Annotated in this window: 20 protein-coding genes and 1 tRNA gene; 15 read left to right on the forward strand and 6 right to left on the reverse strand. The window is 59.1% G+C overall.

The genetic code is table 11. From position 1 onward, the window contains the following. Positions 1 to 43 precede the first annotated feature (43 nt). Positions 44 to 1,087 carry a LacI family DNA-binding transcriptional regulator gene (locus AC1ECK_RS31360; RefSeq protein WP_480326269.1) on the reverse strand — a complete coding sequence of 348 codons (1,044 nt, stop codon included), beginning with the start codon at positions 1,085 to 1,087 and terminating at the stop codon, positions 44 to 46. A 93-nt stretch (positions 1,088 to 1,180) separates the two neighbouring features. Here AC1ECK_RS31360 and AC1ECK_RS31365 point away from each other — a divergent pair, with 93 nt between their 5' ends. The 11 genes from AC1ECK_RS31365 (at position 1,181) to AC1ECK_RS31415 (ending at position 13,126) form a co-directional block, all read left to right on the forward strand. After that, entirely contained in the window at positions 1,181 to 2,395 is a 1,215-nt protein-coding gene (locus AC1ECK_RS31365) for a phytanoyl-CoA dioxygenase family protein (RefSeq protein WP_480326271.1), read from the forward strand. A 136-nt stretch (positions 2,396 to 2,531) separates the two neighbouring features. Then, the gene (locus tag AC1ECK_RS31370; RefSeq protein ID WP_480326273.1) at positions 2,532 to 3,446 is read left to right on the forward strand and encodes a LysR family transcriptional regulator; all 915 of its coding nucleotides are present in this window, start codon (positions 2,532 to 2,534) and stop codon (positions 3,444 to 3,446) included. A gap of 131 nt (positions 3,447 to 3,577) precedes the next feature. Further along, positions 3,578 to 4,498, forward strand: coding sequence for an intradiol ring-cleavage dioxygenase (locus tag AC1ECK_RS31375; RefSeq protein ID WP_480326275.1), 921 nt, complete (start codon positions 3,578 to 3,580; stop codon positions 4,496 to 4,498). Between the two features lie 67 nt (positions 4,499 to 4,565). Further along, positions 4,566 to 5,444, forward strand: coding sequence for a sugar phosphate isomerase/epimerase family protein (locus AC1ECK_RS31380; protein WP_480326277.1), 879 nt, complete (start codon positions 4,566 to 4,568; stop codon positions 5,442 to 5,444). Between the two features lie 41 nt (positions 5,445 to 5,485). Continuing rightward, positions 5,486 to 6,478 (forward strand): inositol 2-dehydrogenase, encoded by a 993-nt coding sequence (gene iolG, locus AC1ECK_RS31385; RefSeq protein ID WP_480326279.1) that lies wholly within the window; start codon positions 5,486 to 5,488, stop codon positions 6,476 to 6,478. 24 nt (positions 6,479 to 6,502) lie between these two features. Beyond that, positions 6,503 to 7,591 (forward strand): Gfo/Idh/MocA family protein, encoded by a 1,089-nt coding sequence (locus AC1ECK_RS31390; protein WP_480326281.1) that lies wholly within the window; start codon positions 6,503 to 6,505, stop codon positions 7,589 to 7,591. A 96-nt stretch (positions 7,592 to 7,687) separates the two neighbouring features. Beyond that, the gene (gene chvE / locus AC1ECK_RS31395; protein WP_480326283.1) at positions 7,688 to 8,758 is read left to right on the forward strand and encodes a multiple monosaccharide ABC transporter substrate-binding protein; all 1,071 of its coding nucleotides are present in this window, start codon (positions 7,688 to 7,690) and stop codon (positions 8,756 to 8,758) included. A 91-nt stretch (positions 8,759 to 8,849) separates the two neighbouring features. After that, the gene (gene mmsA, locus AC1ECK_RS31400; protein ID WP_480326285.1) at positions 8,850 to 10,388 is read left to right on the forward strand and encodes a multiple monosaccharide ABC transporter ATP-binding protein; all 1,539 of its coding nucleotides are present in this window, start codon (positions 8,850 to 8,852) and stop codon (positions 10,386 to 10,388) included. Further along, the gene (gene mmsB / locus AC1ECK_RS31405) at positions 10,381 to 11,589 is read left to right on the forward strand and encodes a multiple monosaccharide ABC transporter permease (RefSeq protein ID WP_480326287.1); all 1,209 of its coding nucleotides are present in this window, start codon (positions 10,381 to 10,383) and stop codon (positions 11,587 to 11,589) included. Before mmsA ends, mmsB begins: the two co-directional genes overlap by 8 nt. A gap of 140 nt (positions 11,590 to 11,729) precedes the next feature. After that, the gene (locus AC1ECK_RS31410; RefSeq protein ID WP_480326289.1) at positions 11,730 to 12,026 is read left to right on the forward strand and encodes a Dabb family protein; all 297 of its coding nucleotides are present in this window, start codon (positions 11,730 to 11,732) and stop codon (positions 12,024 to 12,026) included. A gap of 38 nt (positions 12,027 to 12,064) precedes the next feature. Further along, complete coding sequence (locus AC1ECK_RS31415) at positions 12,065 to 13,126, forward strand: maleylacetate reductase (RefSeq protein ID WP_480326291.1); 1,062 nt, start codon at positions 12,065 to 12,067, stop codon at positions 13,124 to 13,126. Between the two features lie 82 nt (positions 13,127 to 13,208). On the opposite strand, the gene AC1ECK_RS31420 is transcribed toward AC1ECK_RS31415, so the two are convergent. From AC1ECK_RS31420 to hemN, 3 genes are all read right to left on the reverse strand, one after another. Further along, positions 13,209 to 13,616, reverse strand: coding sequence for an amidohydrolase family protein (locus tag AC1ECK_RS31420; RefSeq protein WP_480326411.1), 408 nt, complete (start codon positions 13,614 to 13,616; stop codon positions 13,209 to 13,211). Next, a tRNA-Leu gene (locus tag AC1ECK_RS31425) sits at positions 13,607 to 13,691 on the reverse strand. Before AC1ECK_RS31425 ends, AC1ECK_RS31420 begins: the two co-directional genes overlap by 10 nt. 183 nt (positions 13,692 to 13,874) lie before the next feature. Continuing rightward, positions 13,875 to 15,260: an oxygen-independent coproporphyrinogen III oxidase gene (gene hemN / locus AC1ECK_RS31430; RefSeq protein ID WP_480326293.1), complete on the reverse strand. Its 1,386-nt coding sequence runs from the start codon at positions 15,258 to 15,260 to the stop codon at positions 13,875 to 13,877. Between the two features lie 234 nt (positions 15,261 to 15,494). Here hemN and AC1ECK_RS31435 point away from each other — a divergent pair, with 234 nt between their 5' ends. The 3 genes from AC1ECK_RS31435 (at position 15,495) to AC1ECK_RS31445 (ending at position 17,510) form a co-directional block, all read left to right on the forward strand. Beyond that, positions 15,495 to 15,794 (forward strand): YkgJ family cysteine cluster protein, encoded by a 300-nt coding sequence (locus AC1ECK_RS31435; protein ID WP_480326295.1) that lies wholly within the window; start codon positions 15,495 to 15,497, stop codon positions 15,792 to 15,794. Between the two features lie 219 nt (positions 15,795 to 16,013). After that, entirely contained in the window at positions 16,014 to 16,598 is a 585-nt protein-coding gene (locus AC1ECK_RS31440; RefSeq protein ID WP_480326297.1) for a DUF1439 domain-containing protein, read from the forward strand. Between the two features lie 75 nt (positions 16,599 to 16,673). Continuing rightward, the gene (locus tag AC1ECK_RS31445) at positions 16,674 to 17,510 is read left to right on the forward strand and encodes an undecaprenyl-diphosphate phosphatase (protein ID WP_480326299.1); all 837 of its coding nucleotides are present in this window, start codon (positions 16,674 to 16,676) and stop codon (positions 17,508 to 17,510) included. 83 nt (positions 17,511 to 17,593) lie between these two features. Here the strand turns inward: AC1ECK_RS31445 and trmB are convergent, their stop codons facing one another. Continuing rightward, positions 17,594 to 18,409 (reverse strand): tRNA (guanosine(46)-N7)-methyltransferase TrmB, encoded by an 816-nt coding sequence (gene trmB / locus AC1ECK_RS31450; RefSeq protein WP_480326301.1) that lies wholly within the window; start codon positions 18,407 to 18,409, stop codon positions 17,594 to 17,596. A 5-nt stretch (positions 18,410 to 18,414) separates the two neighbouring features. On the opposite strand from trmB, the gene AC1ECK_RS31455 reads away from it, so the two are divergent. Continuing rightward, complete coding sequence (locus tag AC1ECK_RS31455; protein ID WP_480326303.1) at positions 18,415 to 18,564, forward strand: hypothetical protein; 150 nt, start codon at positions 18,415 to 18,417, stop codon at positions 18,562 to 18,564. Between the two features lie 265 nt (positions 18,565 to 18,829). Here AC1ECK_RS31455 and AC1ECK_RS31460 read toward each other — a convergent pair whose 3' ends face one another. Further along, positions 18,830 to 19,279: a hypothetical protein gene (locus AC1ECK_RS31460; protein WP_480326305.1), complete on the reverse strand. Its 450-nt coding sequence runs from the start codon at positions 19,277 to 19,279 to the stop codon at positions 18,830 to 18,832. Positions 19,280 to 19,283 lie beyond the last annotated feature (4 nt).

A 19,283-nucleotide genomic window follows, 5' to 3' on the forward strand; every position in this document is an offset into this window, starting at 1 on the left:
TTTCTCTCGGACCTGTCAGGCGCTGCGTCTGTGAGCGGTCGAATCAATCGCGGAAACGACTGGCGATGTGGTCCGGAATATTTTCTGGCGTCACGACCACGACCGAAGAGGATGACGCTACAGAGGATGCCGGCAAGAGCTTGTGAAAGTGCATGACATGATGACACGCGGAGCGCATGTCCTGTCGGAGGTCATGATGCAAGATTGCCTGAATCCTTCCGGCGCGTAGAAGCCGCACATTATCCTTGTCCAGGTCGTGGCCGATGAAGCAGACCGGAGCTTGCTGCTGCGCTTCCAGCGCACGAAGAATCGCGACGTTGCCTCCTCCCATGGAGTACACGGCGGCGATGTCAGTGCCCTCGTTGAGAACGCTTCGGACTCGCTCTTCAGTCGGCAAATCAAGGCCATGTCCGCCGCTTGCATCAATCAGTCTGAGTTGGGGGTGGTGCTTGCGCAGTGCTCGACGAAAGCTTATCTCGCGCTCCTCCTCGCCCCGAAAATGCTCGTCGCTCATCGTTATCAACACATTCGCCGGCTGGGGGCCCAGCAATAGGCCCAGAAGGTAGGCCGCCGTGGCCCCGGCGACGCGATTATCGAGCCCGGCATAGGCGATGCGGCCTGAGAGCGGTATGTCGGTGAAGACGGTGACGACAGGAATGCCGTGCTGCTGGAGTTCGCGGACCACCTCGGCAATCTCGGGAACGTCGCGGGCTTTCAGAAAAACACCATGGCTTCCTCTGCGGGCGATAGACCGAAGCGCATCCACGACTTCGGGCGTCGTCATCGTCTCCCGCAACAGGAAGCGCGGACGAACAACCGCCGGGTGCATTAACGCGAGTTCCGCTTCGAGCGCATTCTTTATCTCGTCACTGAACCGCGCCGGTGCTTCTACTACCACGTCGACCATGAGCTTGCGCCCCGTGTTCGCCAGGTTTAGCTCCTGCTTCTCGAGTTCTTTGATTGCCTGCTCAACCCGATTGCGCGTGTGCTCCCGAACGTTTGCGCGTCCGTTCAGCACCCTATCAACAGTCGCCACTCCAAGCCCTGCCTGAAGCGCAATTTCCTTGATCAAGAAGCGGTGAGCCAATTCGACCCTCCTTCGTTGATAGTTTTTTGATGTGTTTCTGATAATTCGATTGGTGTTTTGCGAGCTATCCTACATCGAAAACAGGAGGCACGTATGGACGACCGACGTGAAGACAACCTCGCGGGGCGAACCAACTGGTATCGCGAAAGCGACTGCAGCTTGAGTGATTTCGTGACAGCGCTCAACGCGAGAGGGGAGCGAGGGCTGCGCTACGCGGCAAAGCTGGTTCAAGCGATTCCTGTATACGAATGCCGCGACCTGGAAGAAGTGAGCTCGTCTGAAACAGAAAGGCTTCAGCTACTGGCGGAGTGGGCCGGGGTCCTGCGAGATGGAGCAGGCGTCTTTGTGCTCAAGCACGCTTTTGCCGACACCGGGTGCGTGGATGAGGCGACGACTGTCTTCGAATCGATTATTGAAGCCGAGAAGAAATCGGGCTCGAAGGCTGATCATTTCGCGAAAGCAGGCGCGAACGACCGTATCTGGAACGCGCAGGAAAAACTCTGCGTTGCAGCACCTGAGGTTTTCGCCAGATACTTTTCGAACCGGTGGCTGCCGGCCGCTGCCGAGGCATGGCTTGGCCCGTGCTTTCAGGTCACGTCCCAGGTCAATGTTGTCAGACCCGGGGGAGAGGCGCAGCAGGCCCATCGCGACTACCATCTGGGCTTCCAGACGGCTGAGGTGGCCGCGTGTTTTCCAGCGCACGTGCATGCAATGTCGCCTTTTCTCACGCTGCAAGGAGCGGTCGCGCACAGCGACATGCCTGTTGAAAGCGGTCCCACCAAACTGCTGCCTTACTCGCAGCGATACGCTCAAGGCTATGTCGCCTGGCGTAGGCCTGATTTCCGGGAGTATTTCGAGAACAACTTCGTTCAGATGCCGCTTGCCAAAGGCGATGCCATCTTCTTCAATCCGGCGCTGTTTCACGCAGCCGGCTCGAATCGAACGAGCCACGTTCAGCGCATGGCAAATCTGCTTCAAATCTCGTCAGCTTATGGCCGGGCGATGGAAGCTGTGGACCGAACGCGCATGTCCGAGACCCTCTACCCAGTCCTTCGGGACAGGTTCAGGACCGGCAAGATAACCGAGCTCGAGGCGCTGTCGGTGATTGCCTCGTGCGCCGAAGGCTATGCGTTCCCGACAAACCTTGACAGGGACCCGCCCGCCGGCGGACTCGCGCCGCAGAGCCAAGGCCAGATGATGCTCCGCGCGCTTCGGGAGGACTGGGAGCCGGCCGAGTTTACGCAAGCCCTCGCAAAGTATGCATGGCGTCGCGGGGATGGCGAATCAGCCGAACTGATAGATTATTGATGTGTTTTTGTGCCTAAAAGATAGAGCCACGGCACTATCATGGTGCCGACGCGAAACACGAAACGACTCAGCGAAGTCGCGCGTGCTCCCGCATCCGGCTCGGATGTGGGCGAACGAGGCGTAATGGTGCAAGGGCATGGATCAGTTCAAGGAACTACAACTATTCGTCGAGGTGGCGGAGACGGGCAGCATCAGCCGGGCTGCGGAAGCTGTCGAGCTTTCCATCTCGGCCGCAAGCCGGTATTTGATTTCGTTGGAGGCGAGACTTGGCGTCCAATTGGTGCGCAGGACGACTCGCAACCTTTACCTGACTGAGGCCGGCGCCGAGTTTCACCGGCGCTGCAAATCCATCCTCGCCGACCTTGGCGAAGCAGAGGCTGTCACCAGGGAAGCGGTTGTGCGGCCAAGCGGTGTCCTTCGCGTCACCGCCTCGTTATCGTTCTGCATGCTTCACATCGCGCCGATGCTCCCTGATTTCACGGCGCGTTACCCTGACATCACAGTGGACGTGATAGCGGCTAACCGTTACTGCGACATCATCGAGAACGGCATCGACGTCGCGATTCGGACGAAAGTCCTTGAGCCGGACAGCAACATCACAATTAGAAGGCTGGCTTCAACGCGCCGCATATTGGCCGCATCGCCCGGCTACATCGAGGCGAACGGGCGCCCTCGCTTCCCGGCGGAGCTCGCGAAGCACAGGCTGCTGAACTATCAACTCGCCGACAATCCACGCGAGCTTTCATTCACTCGTGGTGGTGAGAACGTCGTTGTCAGAGTGAAGCCGTTAGTGGAGTCGAATGACGGCCAGATATTGCGTATTGCCGCGCTAGACAGCATGGGTATTCTGGTGCAGCCCAAGTACATCGTCTACGACGACCTCAAGGCAGGCCGCCTTGTCCCGGTGCTCGACGACTGGGATCTTCCCCGGCTGACCATGAACATCGCGTTTCAGACCCGCTCTCATCTGCCTGTGAAGGTCCGCCTGTTCATTGATGCGCTCGTGGAGCGGTTTCACCAGAACGAATACGAACGGCATTGGACGGCGTGAGCCTGCGCTCATCGCATTTGGGGTTTCTTCCCACTCAGCGCGAAAGACTTTCCCTTTCCAGCTCTGTTTTGCCAGCCACGACGAATATAGACTCGTCTCAAAGCTACAGAAGAGATTGATGGAGACACGCAATGCAAAGCGCAACCTCTGCAGTTCCGCCCGCATCGCCTTATTTCGACGAGGCTCGCTCGGCTGAAGTCGTTAATGCCCGGATGAGCGAAGATGCTGACGCTCGCCTGCGCCAGGTGATGTCGGTTCTGGTCAAGCATCTTCATGCTGCGGTCAAGGAAATCGAGCCGACGCATGAAGAGTGGTTCACCGCCATTCGCTTCCTGACCGAGACGGGGCAAATGTGCACGGACTGGCGGCAAGAGTACATCCTGCTCTCGGATGTCCTCGGTGTCTCGATGCTCGTTGATGCAATCAATCATCGCCGTCCGAGCGGGGCTACGCCGAACACCATTCTGGGTCCGTTCTACGTCGCCAACGCACCCGAATATCCGAACGGTGCGAACATCTGCCTGGATGGAAAGGGCGAGCCCATGGTTGTCGAAGGCCGGGTAGCCGACATTGAAGGAAACCCGATTCCTGACGCGAAGCTCGAGGTCTGGCAGACCAACGACGACGGCTTCTATGACGTGCAACAGAAAGGCATCCAGCCTGACTCGAATCTTCGCGGCGTGTTTACGTCGGATGCTGAGGGCCGCTACTGGTTCAAGTCTGTCAAGCCGCGTCACTATCCGATTCCTTCGGACGGTCCGGTCGGTAAGCTCCTCGCCGCAATGGGCCGACACCCTAACCGGGCTGCTCATCTGCACTTCATCGTAAGCGCGCCTGGCTTTGACCCGGTCATCACTCACATTTTTACACCCGACTGTCCGTATCTCCCCGAAGACGCAGTATTCGGCGTCAAGCGTGAACTCATCGCCGAATTCAACAAGATCGACGACCCGCAAGCGGGTAAGCGCGTCGGGATCTCCTCACCGTTTTGGTCTGTGGCGTGGGACTTTACCCTCGCGACGTCCACGAAGCCCACGCGGGCAATCCCGTAATCGTTTGGTGCGCGGGAGTGTGCCGCCGAAAAAACTGAAGGCATTGAGAGATACAGGAGTACTACATATGAACGCAAAGAAAGAACTGCTGGCAGCGTACTGGACACTCGCTGGCGACGTTTATCCGTGTGCACCGAACGAGATCAGCCCGTTCCCGCTGCGCGAGCGCTGCGAAGCGGCTTCGCGTGCCGGCTGGAGCGGCATCGGCCTCATTCTCGATGACCTCGAGTACAGCATCGTGAAGTACGGGCTGTCCGGCGTCAGGAAGATTCTGGACGACACGGGCATGAAGTACTTCGAGCTCGAAATTCTGATGGACTGGTACTTCGACGGCGAGGCGCGTGTCAAGTCGGACGAATGCCGTCGCCGTTTCATCGAACTGGGCGGCGAACTGGGCATGCGCAATCTGAAAATCGGTGCGAGCCCCTTCGACAAGAATCCGGCCGACTTCGCCCGCATGACCGACGAATTCGCGAAGCTTTGCCAGGATGTGGCGACGGTTGGCGCGACGGTTGCAATCGAGTTCATGCCTTTCTCTCCCATCCGGAACATCGCAGAGGCGCTGCAGGTTGCTGAAGGTGCCAACCAGCCCAATGGCGGCCTGATGGTCGACCACTGGCACGTCGCGCGCGGTGGCAGCCCTTACAGCGAAGTCGCCCAGATTCCTGCGCGCTTCATCAAGGGCGTGGAGATGGATGACGTCGGCGCGCAGGTCATGGGATCGCTGTTCGACGACTCGACCTTTAACCGCCAGCTTTGTGGCGAAGGTGCAGGCGATTGCCCTGCCTTCGTCGATGCCCTTGAGCAAGCAGGCTGCGCGCTGCCGTACTACGGCGTGGAGCTCATCTCCCAGGTGCATCGGAAATTGCCGCTCGACGAGATGGCAAAGCGCGCCTACGACACCACCGTCGCGCAGTTCTCGGCAAAGAGCACAACTTCCGTCTGAAGCGCTCGGACTTAAACCACAGAGTATTTCTGGAGACTCACATGATTCGAATCGCCGTACTCGGTGCCGGCCGCATTGGTCGCATTCACGCTGGCAACGTCGCCGCGAGCCCGAACGCAAAACTGGTCGTGGTGGCAGACCCCGTTGAAAGCGCAGCCGGGTCGCTGGCTAGCCGTCTGGGCTGCGAGGCCTCGACGGATCCCGCAGGTGTCCTCGAGCGCAACGACATCGACGCAGTGGTCATCGGTACGCCGACGGATACGCACATCATGTTCATGCTCGAAGCCGTCAAGCGCGGCAAGGCTGTTCTGTGCGAGAAGCCCATCGACCTCGACATGGAGAAGTCATTGGCCGCTGCAAACGAAGTGGAGCGACTGGGTGGTCGCGTCATGCTCGCGTTCAATCGACGCTTCGACCCGACATCGCAAGCCTTCCGCAAAGCGATCGACGCAGGCGATGTCGGCGAAGTTCGCCAGGTCATCATTTCGAGCCGTGACCCAGGCATGCCTTCGCGTGACTACGTCGAGCACTCGGGCGGCATCTTCCGCGACATGGTTATCCACGATCTGGACATGGCCCGCTGGCTGCTCGGCGAAGAGCCGGTCGAAGTGATGGCCATGGCCAGCCGTCTCGTCGACGAGTCGCTTGAGAAGCTGACCGACTTCGATACGGTGATGGTGCAATTGCGGACCGCTTCGGGCAAGCAATGCCACATCAACTGCTGTCGCGAAGCCGTGTACGGCTACGACCAGCGCATGGAAGTGTCGGGTTCGAAGGGAATGCTTCTGCAAGAAAACCTGCGTCCTTCGACGATTCGACGCTGGTCCAGGGAAGCGACTGACGTCCGCGAGCCGCTGCTCAACTTCTTCCTCGAGCGCTACGAGGCTGCGTACAAGGCCGAACTCGAAGCCTTCGTCGACGCATTGAACAGCAACTCACCTTTGCCGACCTCCGTGCAGGATGGGCTGAAGGCGCTGCGTCTGGCGGACTGTGCGCTCGAGTCCGCTTTGTCGGGCAAAGCCGTCAAGGTGTAACTGGAAATCCGCAGGAGATAGATCATGACGCGAAAGATCGGTCCCAACGAAACGCTCGGCGTAGCATGTCTTGGCATCACTCATCCCCACACGTCCGGGCGGGTCAAGGCAATCCAGCGTCGCACCGACGCAAGGATGCTCGGTGCGTGGGACAAAAGCCCGCTGCTCACACCGTTTGTCGACGCGCTCGGTCTCGAGGCGCGCTCGAAGGAAGATATCCTGGCGGACGAAAATGTTCATGTCGTGCTCGTCCACTCCAAGAGCGAGAAGATGGCAGACCTGACCATTGAGGCGCTCGAGGCGGGCAAGGCCGTGTTGTGCGAGAAGCCTGCGGGCCGCAGTTCGGCCGATGCCAAGCGCATCGTCGAGGCTGTTGAGCGTACCGGCGGACTCGTGCAAGTCGGCTATTGCTGGCGCTTTGCTCCATCGGTAGACGCCATGCAGGCGGCACTCAAGAGCGGACGTCTCGGCAAAGTCGTCCAGGTGCGCGCCCACGGTGGTTGCTCACACGATGAGGCGGGAACGCCGCATATGACCCAACCGGGTGATATCGGCGGCGCGGTATTCGTCATCGGATGTCACCTGGTGGACCGCATCCTTCTGCACTTCGGCTTGCCCCGCTCTGTGAATGCCCGAATCACGAAGTTCCCGAACTTTCACGGTGACGAATCGCGTGAGGACGCAGCAGGCGCGGTGCTGAACTACGACGACAAGATTGTTACCGTCGACTTCATGTCGTGGGACGTCCTGCCGTGGACCGAGAGCTGGGACATCACCGCCTATGGAACGGAAGGCATCATGTCTTCCCGCTCGCTGCCCGCGAGCTACAAGATTTATGACGCGGGCAAAGGCGATCATCCGGAGGGCTGGACCGAGTGGCAAGAGACCAGCTTCCCGGAAATCTGGGCAACAAAAAAGACGGAGTATTCGCCCGATATCGCTGAAATCGGCAACCCGGTGTACTTCGACCGGGAGTCGAACGCGTTCTTCGACGCTTTGCGAAACGGCACGCCATCGGTTGTGCCTGCTACGCAGGCGTACAACATTAGCCGTGTCATTGAGGCCATGTTCGCTTCTTCCAAAGAAGCGGGTGCAGAGGTCTTGATCGGTTGAGCGTTTGAGTGGCCGACGCCCTCGGGCGTCGGCCGAGAATTCCGTACCTCATAAACCGGCAACACAAATGCGCATTACTAAATAGGAGACGAAGTCATGAAAATTCTGAAGAGTGTCGCGGTCATCCTGACTGTTTCGGCAGCTTTCTCGGCAATGTCCGGTGCTGCTTTTGCCCAGGATAAGGGTGTTGTTGGCATTTCGCTGCCCGACAAAACCGAATCCCGCTGGATTACCGACGGCAAAAGCATGGTCGATGCACTGAAGGCAAAAGGCTACTCGGCTGACCTGCAGTATGCAAACTACGACGTTCCGACCCAGGTGAACCAGGTCGAGAACATGCTTGCGAAGGGTGTCAAAGCACTGGTCATCGCACCTATCGACGGTAAGACCTTTTCTGACGCTCTGGCGCTCGCACAGAAGAAAGGCATCAAGGTCATCTCATACGACCGTCTGATTAGCCAGACCAAGGATGTGGACTACTACGCAACCTTCGACAACTATGGCGTCGGTGTCCTCCAGGGACAGAGCATCGTCAGCGCGTGGCAGAAGGCCGGCAGCAAGACTCCGTTCAATCTCGAAGTGTTCGGCGGGTCTTCGGACGATAACAACGCCCATATGGTCTACGCGGGTGGCATGTCCGTTCTCAAACCGTACATCGACAGCGGCAAGTTCGTGGTTCGGAGCAAACAGGTTGCCTTCGATAAAGTCGCGACGCACAACTGGGATGGCGCGACAGCTCAGGCCCGGATGGACAACTTGCTGAGCGCTTTTTACGGCAAGGACCACCTCGATGCGGTCTGGACACCCAATGACGCAATTGCAGTCGGCGTTATCTCATCGCTCAAGAGCATCGGATACGGTTCGGCCCAGCAAACCATGCCCGTCGTCACGGGACAGGACGCAGACATCCAGAACGTCAAGAACATTGTTCGGGGCGACCAGACCTCGACCGTGTTCAAGGATACTCGCAAGCTCGCTGGCGTGACCGCCGAAATGGTCGACAACGCGCTGACCGGCAAGCCGGTGCCCGTCAACGACACGAAGAGCTACAACAATGGGACGAAGATTGTTCCGACCTACCTCGTGAAGCCAATCCTCGTCGACAAGGCCAATTACCAGGCGGAGCTGGTGACCAGCGGTTACTACACGCAGGCCCAGATCAAGTGAGGCATCTGAACGTCCGCGTGGCGGGGCGCCCACCGGGGCCTCGCTTCACGCAGACACGCTCGCGAGCGTGACCAATCAGAGGAATTTGACCATGGATACCATTCTGGAGATGCGCGGAATTCAGAAAAGCTTTGGCGCTGTCAAAGCCCTGAATAACGTCAATCTGAGGGTCCGTCAGGGCGAGATTCACGCCATTTGTGGAGAAAATGGCGCGGGAAAATCGACCCTGATGAAAATCCTCAGTGGCGTCTATCCGCACGGCTCTTATTCCGGCGACGTCCTTTACGACGGTCAGGAGCGGGCATTCGCCGATATTTCCGATAGCGAGGCGGTCGGAATCATCATCATCCACCAGGAGCTGGCCCTCGTCCCTATGCTTTCCATTACCGAGAACATCTATCTTGGTAACGAGCAGTCGAAGCGCGGCGTCATCGATTGGCAGGTGTCGCGCGCGAAGGCGAAGGCTTTGCTGGCGAAGGTCGGCCTCTCGGACTCGCCGGATTCGCCGGTCGGTACGCTCGGGATCGGCAAGCAGCAACTCATCGAGATTGCAAAGGCGTTGTCGAAAGAGGTTCGCCTGTTGATTCTTGACGAGCCCACCGCAAGCCTGAACGAAAAAGACAGCGACACACTGCTTGGTCTTCTGCTCGAGCTCAAGTCGCGCGGTGTGACGTCAATCATCATTTCGCACAAGCTTAACGAGATTTCGCGCGTCGCGGATGGAATCACCGTTATCCGCGACGGCTCGACGGTCGACGCCCTCGACTGCAAAGCCGAGAGCGTGAGCGAGGACCGCATCATCAAGGCGATGGTCGGCCGGGAGATGTCTGACCGGTATCCGCCACGTACACCGAACATCGGCGAAGTCATTTTTGAAGTCAAGGATTGGCGTGTCCAGCATCCCATGCAGAGGGACCGTGCTGTCATCAAAGGCGTCAATCTGCAAGCGCGCAAGGGCGAAATCGTGGGTGTCGCAGGACTGATGGGTTCCGGGCGCACGGAACTCGCCATGAGCGTCTTCGGTGGCGCGTATGGTCAGGACATCACTGGCCAGGTGCTGATGCACGGAAAGCAGGTCGACGTTTCATCGGTACAGAAAGCCATCAAGGCGGGCATCGCCTACGTGACCGAAGACCGGAAAGGCAACGGTCTGCTGCTGGACGACAACATCAAGCGAAACATCACGCTGGCGAATCTGATGGGGGTCTCCAGATTTGGCGTCGTCGACGAGCACAAGGAGATAAAGGTTGCGGCCTATTTTCTCAAGAAGCTCCGAATCCGCGCTCAAGGCGTGACCCACGTCGTTGGCAACCTCTCGGGTGGAAACCAGCAGAAGGTCGTGCTGAGCAAGTGGTTGTTCTCTGAACCCGAGGTGCTGATTCTCGACGAGCCCACGCGAGGCATCGATGTGGGAGCGAAGTACGAGATTTACAACATCATCAATCAGGTGGTTGCGGCAGGTAAGTGTGTGGTCATGATTTCCTCGGAAATGCCCGAACTGCTTGGCATGTGTGACCGCGTGTACGTCATGAACGAAGGCCGGTTTGTCGGCGAATTCACCGCAGAGGAAGTCTCGCAGGAAAAGATTATGCGGGCGATTATGCGAAATGGAGGCATCGAAAATGCGTAAGGCACTCTCTCCAGTGGTCGCCGACGGCGCCGAGGTTAAGAAAAGCGAAGTTTTTGGTGTGATGAAGCGTATTGGCAGCGAGTATGGACTGCTCATTTCGCTCGTCATCATCATGGCCTTCTTCCAGGTCTCGACGAGCGGCGTACTGATGCAACCGCTCAATCTGACCAACCTGGTGCTCCAGAACAGTTACATCGTCATCATGGCGCTAGGCATGCTCATGGTGATTGTTTCAGGCCACATCGACCTGTCCGTCGGTTCGACGGCCGGTTTGGTGGGCGCGTTGGCGGCAGTATTGATGGTGCAGTTCGAGGTCAACTACGTCTGGGCAACCATCATCTGTATCGCGGCCGGCGCGCTGATCGGCGCCGTGCAAGGCTACTGGATTGCGTTCTGGCGGATGCCTTCGTTTATCGTGACGCTGGCCGGCATGCTGGTTTTCCGTGGCATGACAAACCTCGTTCTGCAAGGCCAGTCCATCGGCCCGTTCCCCGATGCATTCGGCGCCGTGAGTTCGGGTTTCATCCCTGACCTTTTTCACGGACAGACACTTCACATCACCTCGATTGTCCTCGGCGCGTTTGTCGGCGCGCTTTTCTTCGCGATCGAGCTTCGGCATCGTGCCGGCGCGGCGAAACATGGAGTCGAGAGCGGTTCGTTCTCGATGTTCGTAGCGAAGAATCTCGTCCTTACGGCACTGATTGTGTTCTTCTGCTACCTGCTTGCATCCTATCGTGGCTTGCCTACCGTGCTCGTCATCATGGCTGTGCTGATTGGTGTGTACACGTTCATCATGAATCGCACGACGATCGGCCGCCGCATCTACGCGGTCGGCGGCAATGCAAAGGCAGCGAGATTGTCGGGTGTCAGCGTCCCGGCAGTGAGCTTCCTGACCTTTGTGAACATGGGTGTCCTTGCAGCGCTGGCAGGTCTGATTTTCGCCGCACGTCTGAACAGCGGAACGCCGAAAGCTGGTACGGGATTCGAACTCGACGTCATCGCAGCGTGTTTCATCGGCGGCGCTTCCGCCTCCGGTGGGGTCGGGAAGGTCGTGGGTGCGGTCGTGGGCGCCTTCATCATGGGCGTGATGAACAACGGCATGTCCATCATGGGCATCGGCGTGGATTATCAGCAGGTTATCAAAGGCATCGTTCTGCTCGCGGCCGTGTTCGTCGACGTGTACAACAAGAACAAAGCGTAACGACCTTTTCTATGGCAGACCGGATTTAGAACTCAGCGGGGCCAGGTGCGTGGCGAGGCCCAACTGACGTGCATACTTGAGTCATGAGATTGCATCTCGAACATTTGGCCTGGTAACAAGTACCACTAATGGAATCAAATATGGTCAAGCATATCGTGATGTGGAACGTTCGCGGTGAGACTCCCGAGCAAAAGAAGGAATCCGCTGTGCTCGTAAAGACTGCATTCGAAAGTCTGAGCGGAAAGATTCCTGGGCTTACCAGGCTGGAGGTCGGGCTGGATGTAAGCGCCGTGGATTACGCCTGCGACGTAGTCTTGTACACGGAGTTCGAAAGCCAGGCGTCGCTCGACGCGTATGCGTCGCATCCTGAGCATCTGCGAGTGAAGCAAATCGTGGGTGACGTTCGTATTGCTCGCCACCAGGTCGACTACCTCTGAGCAAGCTGCACCGTTTGACGACACAGGAAGCTAATCTCATGTATGAGTTCACCTATACCACGCAGGCGTCGAGAGTCGTATTCGGTGCTGGGAGCATGAAGCTGATTCAACAGGAAGTGGAGACGTTGGGTGCCCGCCGCGCGCTGGTACTTTGTACGCCCGAGCAAAAGGCTCAGGCCGAAGTGGTTTCGTCTCTTCTTGGACCTGCGAGCGCAGGCGTCTTCGACGGCGCCCAGATGCATGTTCCCATCGAGAACGCTCGTCGCGCGCGCGAACACGCGAAGTCGGTCGATGCAGACTGCGCAGTGGCGATTGGTGGCGGTTCGACGATTGGGCTCGGCAAAGCGATTGCGCTCGAATCGTCGCTGCCGATTATCGCGATACCCACGACGTATGCCGGGTCGGAGATGACTCCCATCTACGGGATAACTGAAAACGGCCTGAAGAAAACGGGCCGCGATGTCAAGGTCATTCCCAGGACAGTCCTGTACGATCCGGAGTTGACCATCGGGCTCCCGGTTCGTCTCTCGATTGTCAGCGGCCTCAACGCTATCGCTCATGCCGCCGAAGGTCTGTACGCAAAGGACGGAAATCCCGTCATGTCGCTAATGGGGGAGGAAGGCATTCGTTCACTCGCCAACGGCCTGCGTGGAGTGAAGAAGAACAGCAAGGACAAAGCGGCGCGCAGCGAGTGCCTCTATGGTGCGTGGCTATGCGCAATGGTACTCGGCAATGTTGGCATGGCTCTTCATCACAAGCTGTGCCACACCTTGGGTGGAACGTTTAATCTCCCTCATGCTGAGACGCACGCAATCGTTCTGCCTCATTCTCTCGCTTATAACAGTACCGTTGCGGATGAGGCGATGGGCCGAATCGCGAGGGCGTTGAACGTGGACTCGGCGCCCGACGGCCTTTATCAACTCAACGAAGAGCTTGGCGTTCCGCGAGGCCTTCGCGAGATTGGGTTGGGCGAAGCCGACCTCGATCATGCATGCAAGGTGGCATTGTCGAATCCATACTGGAATCCGCGACCGATTGAGGAGGAACCGCTCAGAGCACTGTTGCAGCGTGCCTGGGAGGGAGGGCGTCCGTCCGCGTAGCTTCTGGAAAATGCCAACGGCATGAAGCATGTTATGTGCATTCCTTGCGACTGCTTATCGGGGCGCACGACGATCCGGCTGCTCAAAATCCGTAAAGCGTGACAGCGTTATCAACGAGAATGCGCCGCCTGATCAAGCTGGTTTCCGCCCAGTCACAAAGTTTTGCCGATATCGAGCGAGGCGCGGGTGACCGGCGCAATGTCGTATGCGGCCAATCGCTGCCCCACACCAGCCGTTCAGGCGCAAAGCTGACCCAATGGCGAGCCATCGCGTCGACGTCCGCGTAGGATCCGGCTTCGCCGACGAGCGAGTCAAGGTAGGGCGCGGATAGTTTCAGCCATGCGCGCCCGCTGGCGAGCCATTGCTCGACGAGCCGGCAGGCGGGATGTGCGGGCGCGCCTCGCAGGCAAGAAAAAACCCCGCAAGTCGTTGACTTTGCGGGGTTTCTCGGAATGCTGCGGCTTCTGCCGGAATAACTTTTGGTGCCCAGGGCCGGACTCGAACCGGCACGCCTTGCGGCGGGGGATTTTGAGTCCCCTGCGTCTACCTGTTTCACCACCTGGGCTTGTCTTGCGACACGCGCGCATCGAGGTGCGCGCGGCGTGAAACGCGGATTATGGCTGAAAATGCCGCGCTGGGCAAGTTGCGCGGTCAGCCGCCCACTTTAGCGGTGTCAAAGTTCCCGGGCCGCACACCGGCAATTCGGCGGCCCGGCCGTGGCCGCGCACCGCCCACAGCCTGAAAACACTCAAACCGTTCGCGAAAACCGCTCGGTGGCCTGCTGGCCGAGATACTGGTCGAATACCATCGCGATGTTGCGCACCAGCATGCGTCCGGCCATCAGGACTTCGAGCTTGTCGTTACCAATCGACACCAGCCCGTCTTTCTCGAAACTGCGCAGACGCTCCAGCTCCGCCGAGAACGTATCCGCAAAGCGGATGCCATACGCCGCCTCGAATTCGTCGAAGCGCAGTTCGAGGTTGCACATCAGTTCGGTGATGACATCGCGGCGCAGCCGGTCGTCGGCGCTGAGGCGCACGCCGCGGGTGATCGCAAGACGCCCGGCATCGATGGCGGCGCCGTAGCCCGGCACGTCCTTGGCATTCTGCGCATACACATCGCCGACCTTGCCGATCGACGACGCCCCAATGCCGATCAGGTCGCACTCGGCGTGCGTGCTGTAGCCTTGAAAATTGCGATGCAAGCTGCGTTGAGCCTGAGCGCGCGCCAGTTCGTCGGTGGGCAGCGCAAAGTGATCCATGCCGATGTACACGTACCCTGCGCTAGTCAGCCGCTCGACCACCAGCCGCAGAATCCCGAGGCGTACCGCAGGCGAGGGCAGGGCCGTAGCGTCCATCTGGCGCTGCATCTTGAAGAGCTGCGGCATGTGTGCATAGCCGAACACCGAAAGCCGATCGGGCGCGAGCGCCAGCATGGTGTCGAGCGTGCGGCTGAAGCTGTCGACCGTCTGATGAGGCAGTCCGTAGATCAGATCGACGCCGATCGAATGGAAGCCTGTCGCGCGTGCCGCCCGCATCACTGCGGCGGTCATCTCCAACGGCTGAATCCGGTTGATCGCCTGCTGAACCAGCGGATCGAAATCTTGTACGCCAAGACTCAAACGGTTGAAGCCGAGATTGCGCAAATGGACGATGGTTCTCGCAGAGGCCTCGCGTGGGTCGACTTCGATCGAAAACTCGCCCACCGAGTCGGGACTGAGCCTGAAATGTTGATGCGTGGCCGCCATCAGTTCAGCCATCTCGTCGTGCGAGAGGAAGGTCGGCGTGCCGCCGCCCCAGTGCAACTGGGAGACCGGTCGCGCGGTGTCGAAGCAGGCCGCCTGCAAGGCAAGCTCGCGCTTGAGCCGCTCGAGGTAGGGCCGGGCATGCGCGCGGTTCTTCGTCGCGACCTTATTGCAGCCGCAATAGAAGCACACGGTGTCGCAGAACGGAATGTGGAAGTACAGCGAGAGGTCTGTCGCCGAGGCGCCCGGATCCGCTGCGGCGCGCAGGTAGTCGGCCTGGTGGAAGTCGTCGCGGAACTGAAGGGCGGTCGGATAGGACGTATACCGTGGGCCGTTCGCGCTGTATTTCGCGAGCAGGTCGGGACGAAACAGGGTATCGGCGATGGTCATGGGCGGCTCGGTGAGCGCCACGCCGGGAAGTACGGAGAGACCTGCGGGTCGGCTAGACCGGGTGGAGCGGGGCAGGCGCCTCTTGAGCGTGGCCGTTTGTATCTGCCCAGTTTACGTGTGCGTCCAGGTTCCGCATTGCGTAAAAAGGTCGCACGCGCCTCAATGGCACAATGCGGGGCTGGCGTGCCACAGGGGCGCTGGTGGTGATCGTTGAGGTGCTTCAGGAAGAATGTGGTGACAGTCGAATCTCTGTTTCATGTCGCGGGTCATGCGTGCCGCCCCGAGTGCGGCGCGTGCTGTATCGCGCCGTCGATCTCGAGTCCGATTCCCGGCATGCCGCACGGCAAGCCGGCGGGCGTGCGCTGCGTGCAGCTCGGCGACGATCTGCGCTGCGCGATCTTCGGCCTGCCCGAGCGGCCGGCGTGCTGCTCAGGTCTGCAACCGCAGGCCGAGATGTGCGGTGCGACGCGTGCGGAGGCGCTGGCCTGGCTGACCCTGCTCGAAACGCAGACAAAGCCCGCAGCGCGCGGCTGAGTGCTCCTGGCCGTGTCTTCGCGCCCAACAAAATCATGGTCCGATCCCCTTCAAGGGGCCGTTTCAACCGCAACCACTTTGGATTGGAGTCAGTGCTTTGTATCGGACCAGAGTAACGCGTAATGGGCTCAGGGTAACGTGCCAAAGCACGAACTCTGGTCGACACGCGAACTCTGGTCGGCAATGGAAGCGCTAACTCTGACCGACAGGAGAATCTGCATGACCCAAGCCGTCGCGCCGACCCGGCGTCGTTTCCTGCTCGCGGCCAGTGCCGCCGTTGGCATCACGCTGTCGCTGGCCGCGTGTGCGGCGTCGACCTTCCCGTTCATCCCGTCGCACTATACGTTCTCGCAGCAACAGGTGCAGGACGCCGTGCAGCGCAAGTTCCCCTATCAGCGGACCATCTCGCAGGTCTTCCAGGTTGCGCTGAGCAACCCGGTGGTCGGCTTCCTGCCGGATGCCAACCGTGTCTCCGTGCGACTCGACGCGCACCTTGCCAGCCCGTTCCTGCAGCAGCCGGTGGACGGCGTGTTCACGCTGTCGAGCGAGCTGGCCTACGATGCCGCGAGCCGCTCCGTGGTCCTGAAGTCGCCCAACGTGGACAGCGTCAATGTGAGTGGCGGCGCGCAGGCCTACACGCAGCAGATCAACGCCGCCGCGGCGCTGTTGGCGACCCAGCTTCTGACGAACTATCCGATTTACACCTTCAAGCCTGAGCAATTGCAATTCGCCGGCGTGAACTACGAACCAGGTACAATTACAATTCTTACAAACGGCATACGCGTGCAGATCGTCGAGAAATGACGTGCGCGCGGCCGGCAGGGCCGCGCGTCGTTGCTTGACCAGCCCTGATCGACAACCTGGCGACGAGGGGCATGGATGGACTGGTTACTGGCTGGCAAGGCTTTGATACTCGGAGTCGTCGAAGGGTTAACCGAATTTTTGCCGGTTTCGAGCACCGGTCATCTGATCGTCGCGGGTAGCCTGCTCGATTTCAGCGGCGAACACGCGCAGACCTTCGACGTCGTGATCCAACTGGGTGCGATTCTGGCCGTGTGCTGGGAGTACCGCCGGCGCATCGGCACGGTCCTCACCGGATTGCCGGCACGGTCCGATGCGCGCCGTTTCGCGCTCAACGTGGTGATCGCGACCATCCCGGCGGTCGTACTTGGCTTGTTATTCGAAGCGACGATCAAGTCCGTATTGTTCGCGCCGGTGCCGGTGGCGTTCGCATTGGTGACGGGGGGTGTGGTGATCCTGTGGGCCGAAGCGCGGCAGCGCGCACGCGGCGCCGCGCCACCGCGCGTGCAGTCGGTCGACGCACTGGGTCCGTTCGATGCGCTCAAGGTCGGCCTCGCGCAATGTTTCGCGTTGATTCCAGGCATGTCGCGCTCGGGCTCGACGATCATCGGCGGCATGTTGTTCGGCCTCGAGCGGCGTGTTGCGACCGAGTTTTCCTTTTTCCTCGCCATGCCGATCATTTTCGGCGCGACGGCCTATGAACTGCTCAAGAGCTGGCACTTGCTTTCGGCGGATGCGCTGGGGACGTTCACACTCGGCTTTGTCGCTGCGTTCATCAGCGCATTCGCATGTGTGCGCTGGCTGCTGCGCTACATTGCGGCGCATGACTTCACGGCGTTCGCGTGGTATCGGATCGCGTTCGGTCTGTTGATCCTGATCGTGGGCTACAGCGACGGCCTGAACTGGTCGGAGTGACTGTTTCGTTCTGGCTCTGAAAGCAAAAGGTCCGCGTAGCTGCGGACCTTTTGCTGCTTTTGAAGCCGGTGATGACGCAGCGCCTAGCTGCCGTTGCGCCGCTTGAACACCAGGTCCCACACGCCATGACCGAGCTTCAGGCCGCGGCGCTCGAATTTCGTCACCGGACGATATTCCGGGCGCGGCGCATAGCCCTCGGCTGTATTTTCGAGCGTGGGTTCGGCGCCCAGCACTTCGAGCATCTGCTCGGCGTAATTCTGCCAGTCGGTTGCGCAGTGCAGATATGCGCCCGGTTTCAGGCGCGAGACGAGCAGCGCGACGAACTTCGGTTGAATCAGGCGGCGCTTGTGATGCCGCGCCTTGTGCCACGGATCGGGGAAGAAAATGTGTACGCCGTCCAGACTCTCCGGCGCAATCATCTGTTCAAGCACTTCGACTGCGTCGTGCTGGATGATGCGGATGTTCGACAGTTGCTGTTCGCCCATCAGCTTGAGCAGCGCACCGACGCCCGGCTCGTGAACCTCGACACCTAGAAAGTCGTCGTTGGGGCGATGCGCCGCGATTTCAGCCGTCGTCGCGCCCATGCCGAAGCCGATTTCCAAGACACGCGCGGCGCGGCGGCCGAACACCGTATCCCAGTCGGGCTGCTGCGGCGCGTAGGGCACCACGAAGCGCGGGCCGAGCTCGTCCATCGCGCGGCGCTGGCCGGTCGAGACGCGGCCGGCGCGCGTGACGAAGCTGCGGATGCGGCGCAAGCGCAGCGCTTCTTTCGATGCGTTCGCATCTGCTGTTTCGCCGTTACGGACGTCAGTTGGGGTGGCGGACGCATCGTGGTTAGCGTGGTCGGCGCTCTGGGGAAGCTCGCCTGGCTGGCCGGCTTGGTTGGGATCGTGGATCATCTTCGATGGCTACAAAAGGTAGCGGCAAGGTGAGGGCGGTAGGGGCGACGTTGCGTGCACCGGAAGGCGCGATTGCATCGATCGCCGCAAGTTACCGCCATCAGTACGAAAAAGCCGCCTTCGTAGAGGCGGCTTTCGTGCCTGATCTCCGCTGAGGGTCAGCGCTGAATGTGGAGCGGGCGATGGGAGTGTAAACCATCAGCCGCCAAAACCTTTTCAAATCAACAGCATAATCACGCTTTTGCTTAAAAATAGAGCAAAAAAGTGTGGGTAAAAGGCCTGCGTAACAGGTGTGGGTAAAGTAGCACAACCCAAACAGGAACGTCCAGATCACTTTCGACAAAGCTTGCATTGAGTCTGGAGGTTCGTGTTCGGGATTGCGCGAACTCAACTGTCCACCAAGTTCGTCCTGCCTTTCGATTAACTTAAACCTTGACAAATTTGGCCGGCTAGTCCTCGAATAGTAAGTCCAGCTTCTACTTTAAGAGCCGACACGAGGAGGATAATTAAAATCAAAATATAAAATGGCACGATTGATTTTGAAAGCGCTATCCGAGGCAGGGACTGCACTTCGCGGCCGAATTGAGCGGCGTTCATGGTAAACTTGTCACTCTTCAACGCGTCGTCCGCAATCTTCTCATAAAGCTTTCGGTATAATCGTTCTTGGCGCAGATAATAGGAATCGAGTATCCAAAAAACAAAAATCGGAAAAATCGCAATAAATATAAAATTGGAGTTGGAATCTTTGGCTGACAACGCAAAAATTGCCGCAACCAAAGCCACGGTCCAACCTTTGATTAGAAACGAATTGGACCCCATCCGAGTTATGACACCTTGAATGAAGCCAAGATGAGCAATTTTCTGTTCCATTTTA

This window comes from Paraburkholderia sp. SSBN10T (assembly GCF_056619545.1).

Bases quoted from the DNA above. Each gene is read 5' to 3' on its own strand.
- AC1ECK_RS31375 (WP_480326275.1), top strand. From the start codon at position 3,578: ATGCAAAGCGCAACCTCTGCAGTTCCGCCCGCATCGCCTTATTTCGAC.
- iolG (WP_480326279.1), top strand. From the start codon at position 5,486: ATGATTCGAATCGCCGTACTCGGTGCCGGCCGCATTGGTCGCATTCAC.
- chvE (WP_480326283.1), top strand. From the start codon at position 7,688: ATGAAAATTCTGAAGAGTGTCGCGGTCATCCTGACTGTTTCGGCAGCT.
- AC1ECK_RS31365 (WP_480326271.1), top strand. From the start codon at position 1,181: ATGGACGACCGACGTGAAGACAACCTCGCGGGGCGAACCAACTGGTAT.
- AC1ECK_RS31445 (WP_480326299.1), top strand. From the start codon at position 16,674: ATGGACTGGTTACTGGCTGGCAAGGCTTTGATACTCGGAGTCGTCGAA.
- mmsB (WP_480326287.1), top strand. From the start codon at position 10,381: ATGCGTAAGGCACTCTCTCCAGTGGTCGCCGACGGCGCCGAGGTTAAG.
- AC1ECK_RS31460 (WP_480326305.1), bottom strand. From the start codon at position 19,279: ATGGAACAGAAAATTGCTCATCTTGGCTTCATTCAAGGTGTCATAACT.
- AC1ECK_RS31380 (WP_480326277.1), top strand. From the start codon at position 4,566: ATGAACGCAAAGAAAGAACTGCTGGCAGCGTACTGGACACTCGCTGGC.
- AC1ECK_RS31455 (WP_480326303.1), top strand. From the start codon at position 18,415: ATGGCTACAAAAGGTAGCGGCAAGGTGAGGGCGGTAGGGGCGACGTTG.
- AC1ECK_RS31440 (WP_480326297.1), top strand. From the start codon at position 16,014: ATGACCCAAGCCGTCGCGCCGACCCGGCGTCGTTTCCTGCTCGCGGCC.
- AC1ECK_RS31390 (WP_480326281.1), top strand. From the start codon at position 6,503: ATGACGCGAAAGATCGGTCCCAACGAAACGCTCGGCGTAGCATGTCTT.
- trmB (WP_480326301.1), bottom strand. From the start codon at position 18,409: ATGATCCACGATCCCAACCAAGCCGGCCAGCCAGGCGAGCTTCCCCAG.
- AC1ECK_RS31415 (WP_480326291.1), top strand. From the start codon at position 12,065: ATGTATGAGTTCACCTATACCACGCAGGCGTCGAGAGTCGTATTCGGT.
- hemN (WP_480326293.1), bottom strand. From the start codon at position 15,260: ATGACCATCGCCGATACCCTGTTTCGTCCCGACCTGCTCGCGAAATAC.
- AC1ECK_RS31370 (WP_480326273.1), top strand. From the start codon at position 2,532: ATGGATCAGTTCAAGGAACTACAACTATTCGTCGAGGTGGCGGAGACG.
- AC1ECK_RS31410 (WP_480326289.1), top strand. From the start codon at position 11,730: ATGGTCAAGCATATCGTGATGTGGAACGTTCGCGGTGAGACTCCCGAG.
- mmsA (WP_480326285.1), top strand. From the start codon at position 8,850: ATGGATACCATTCTGGAGATGCGCGGAATTCAGAAAAGCTTTGGCGCT.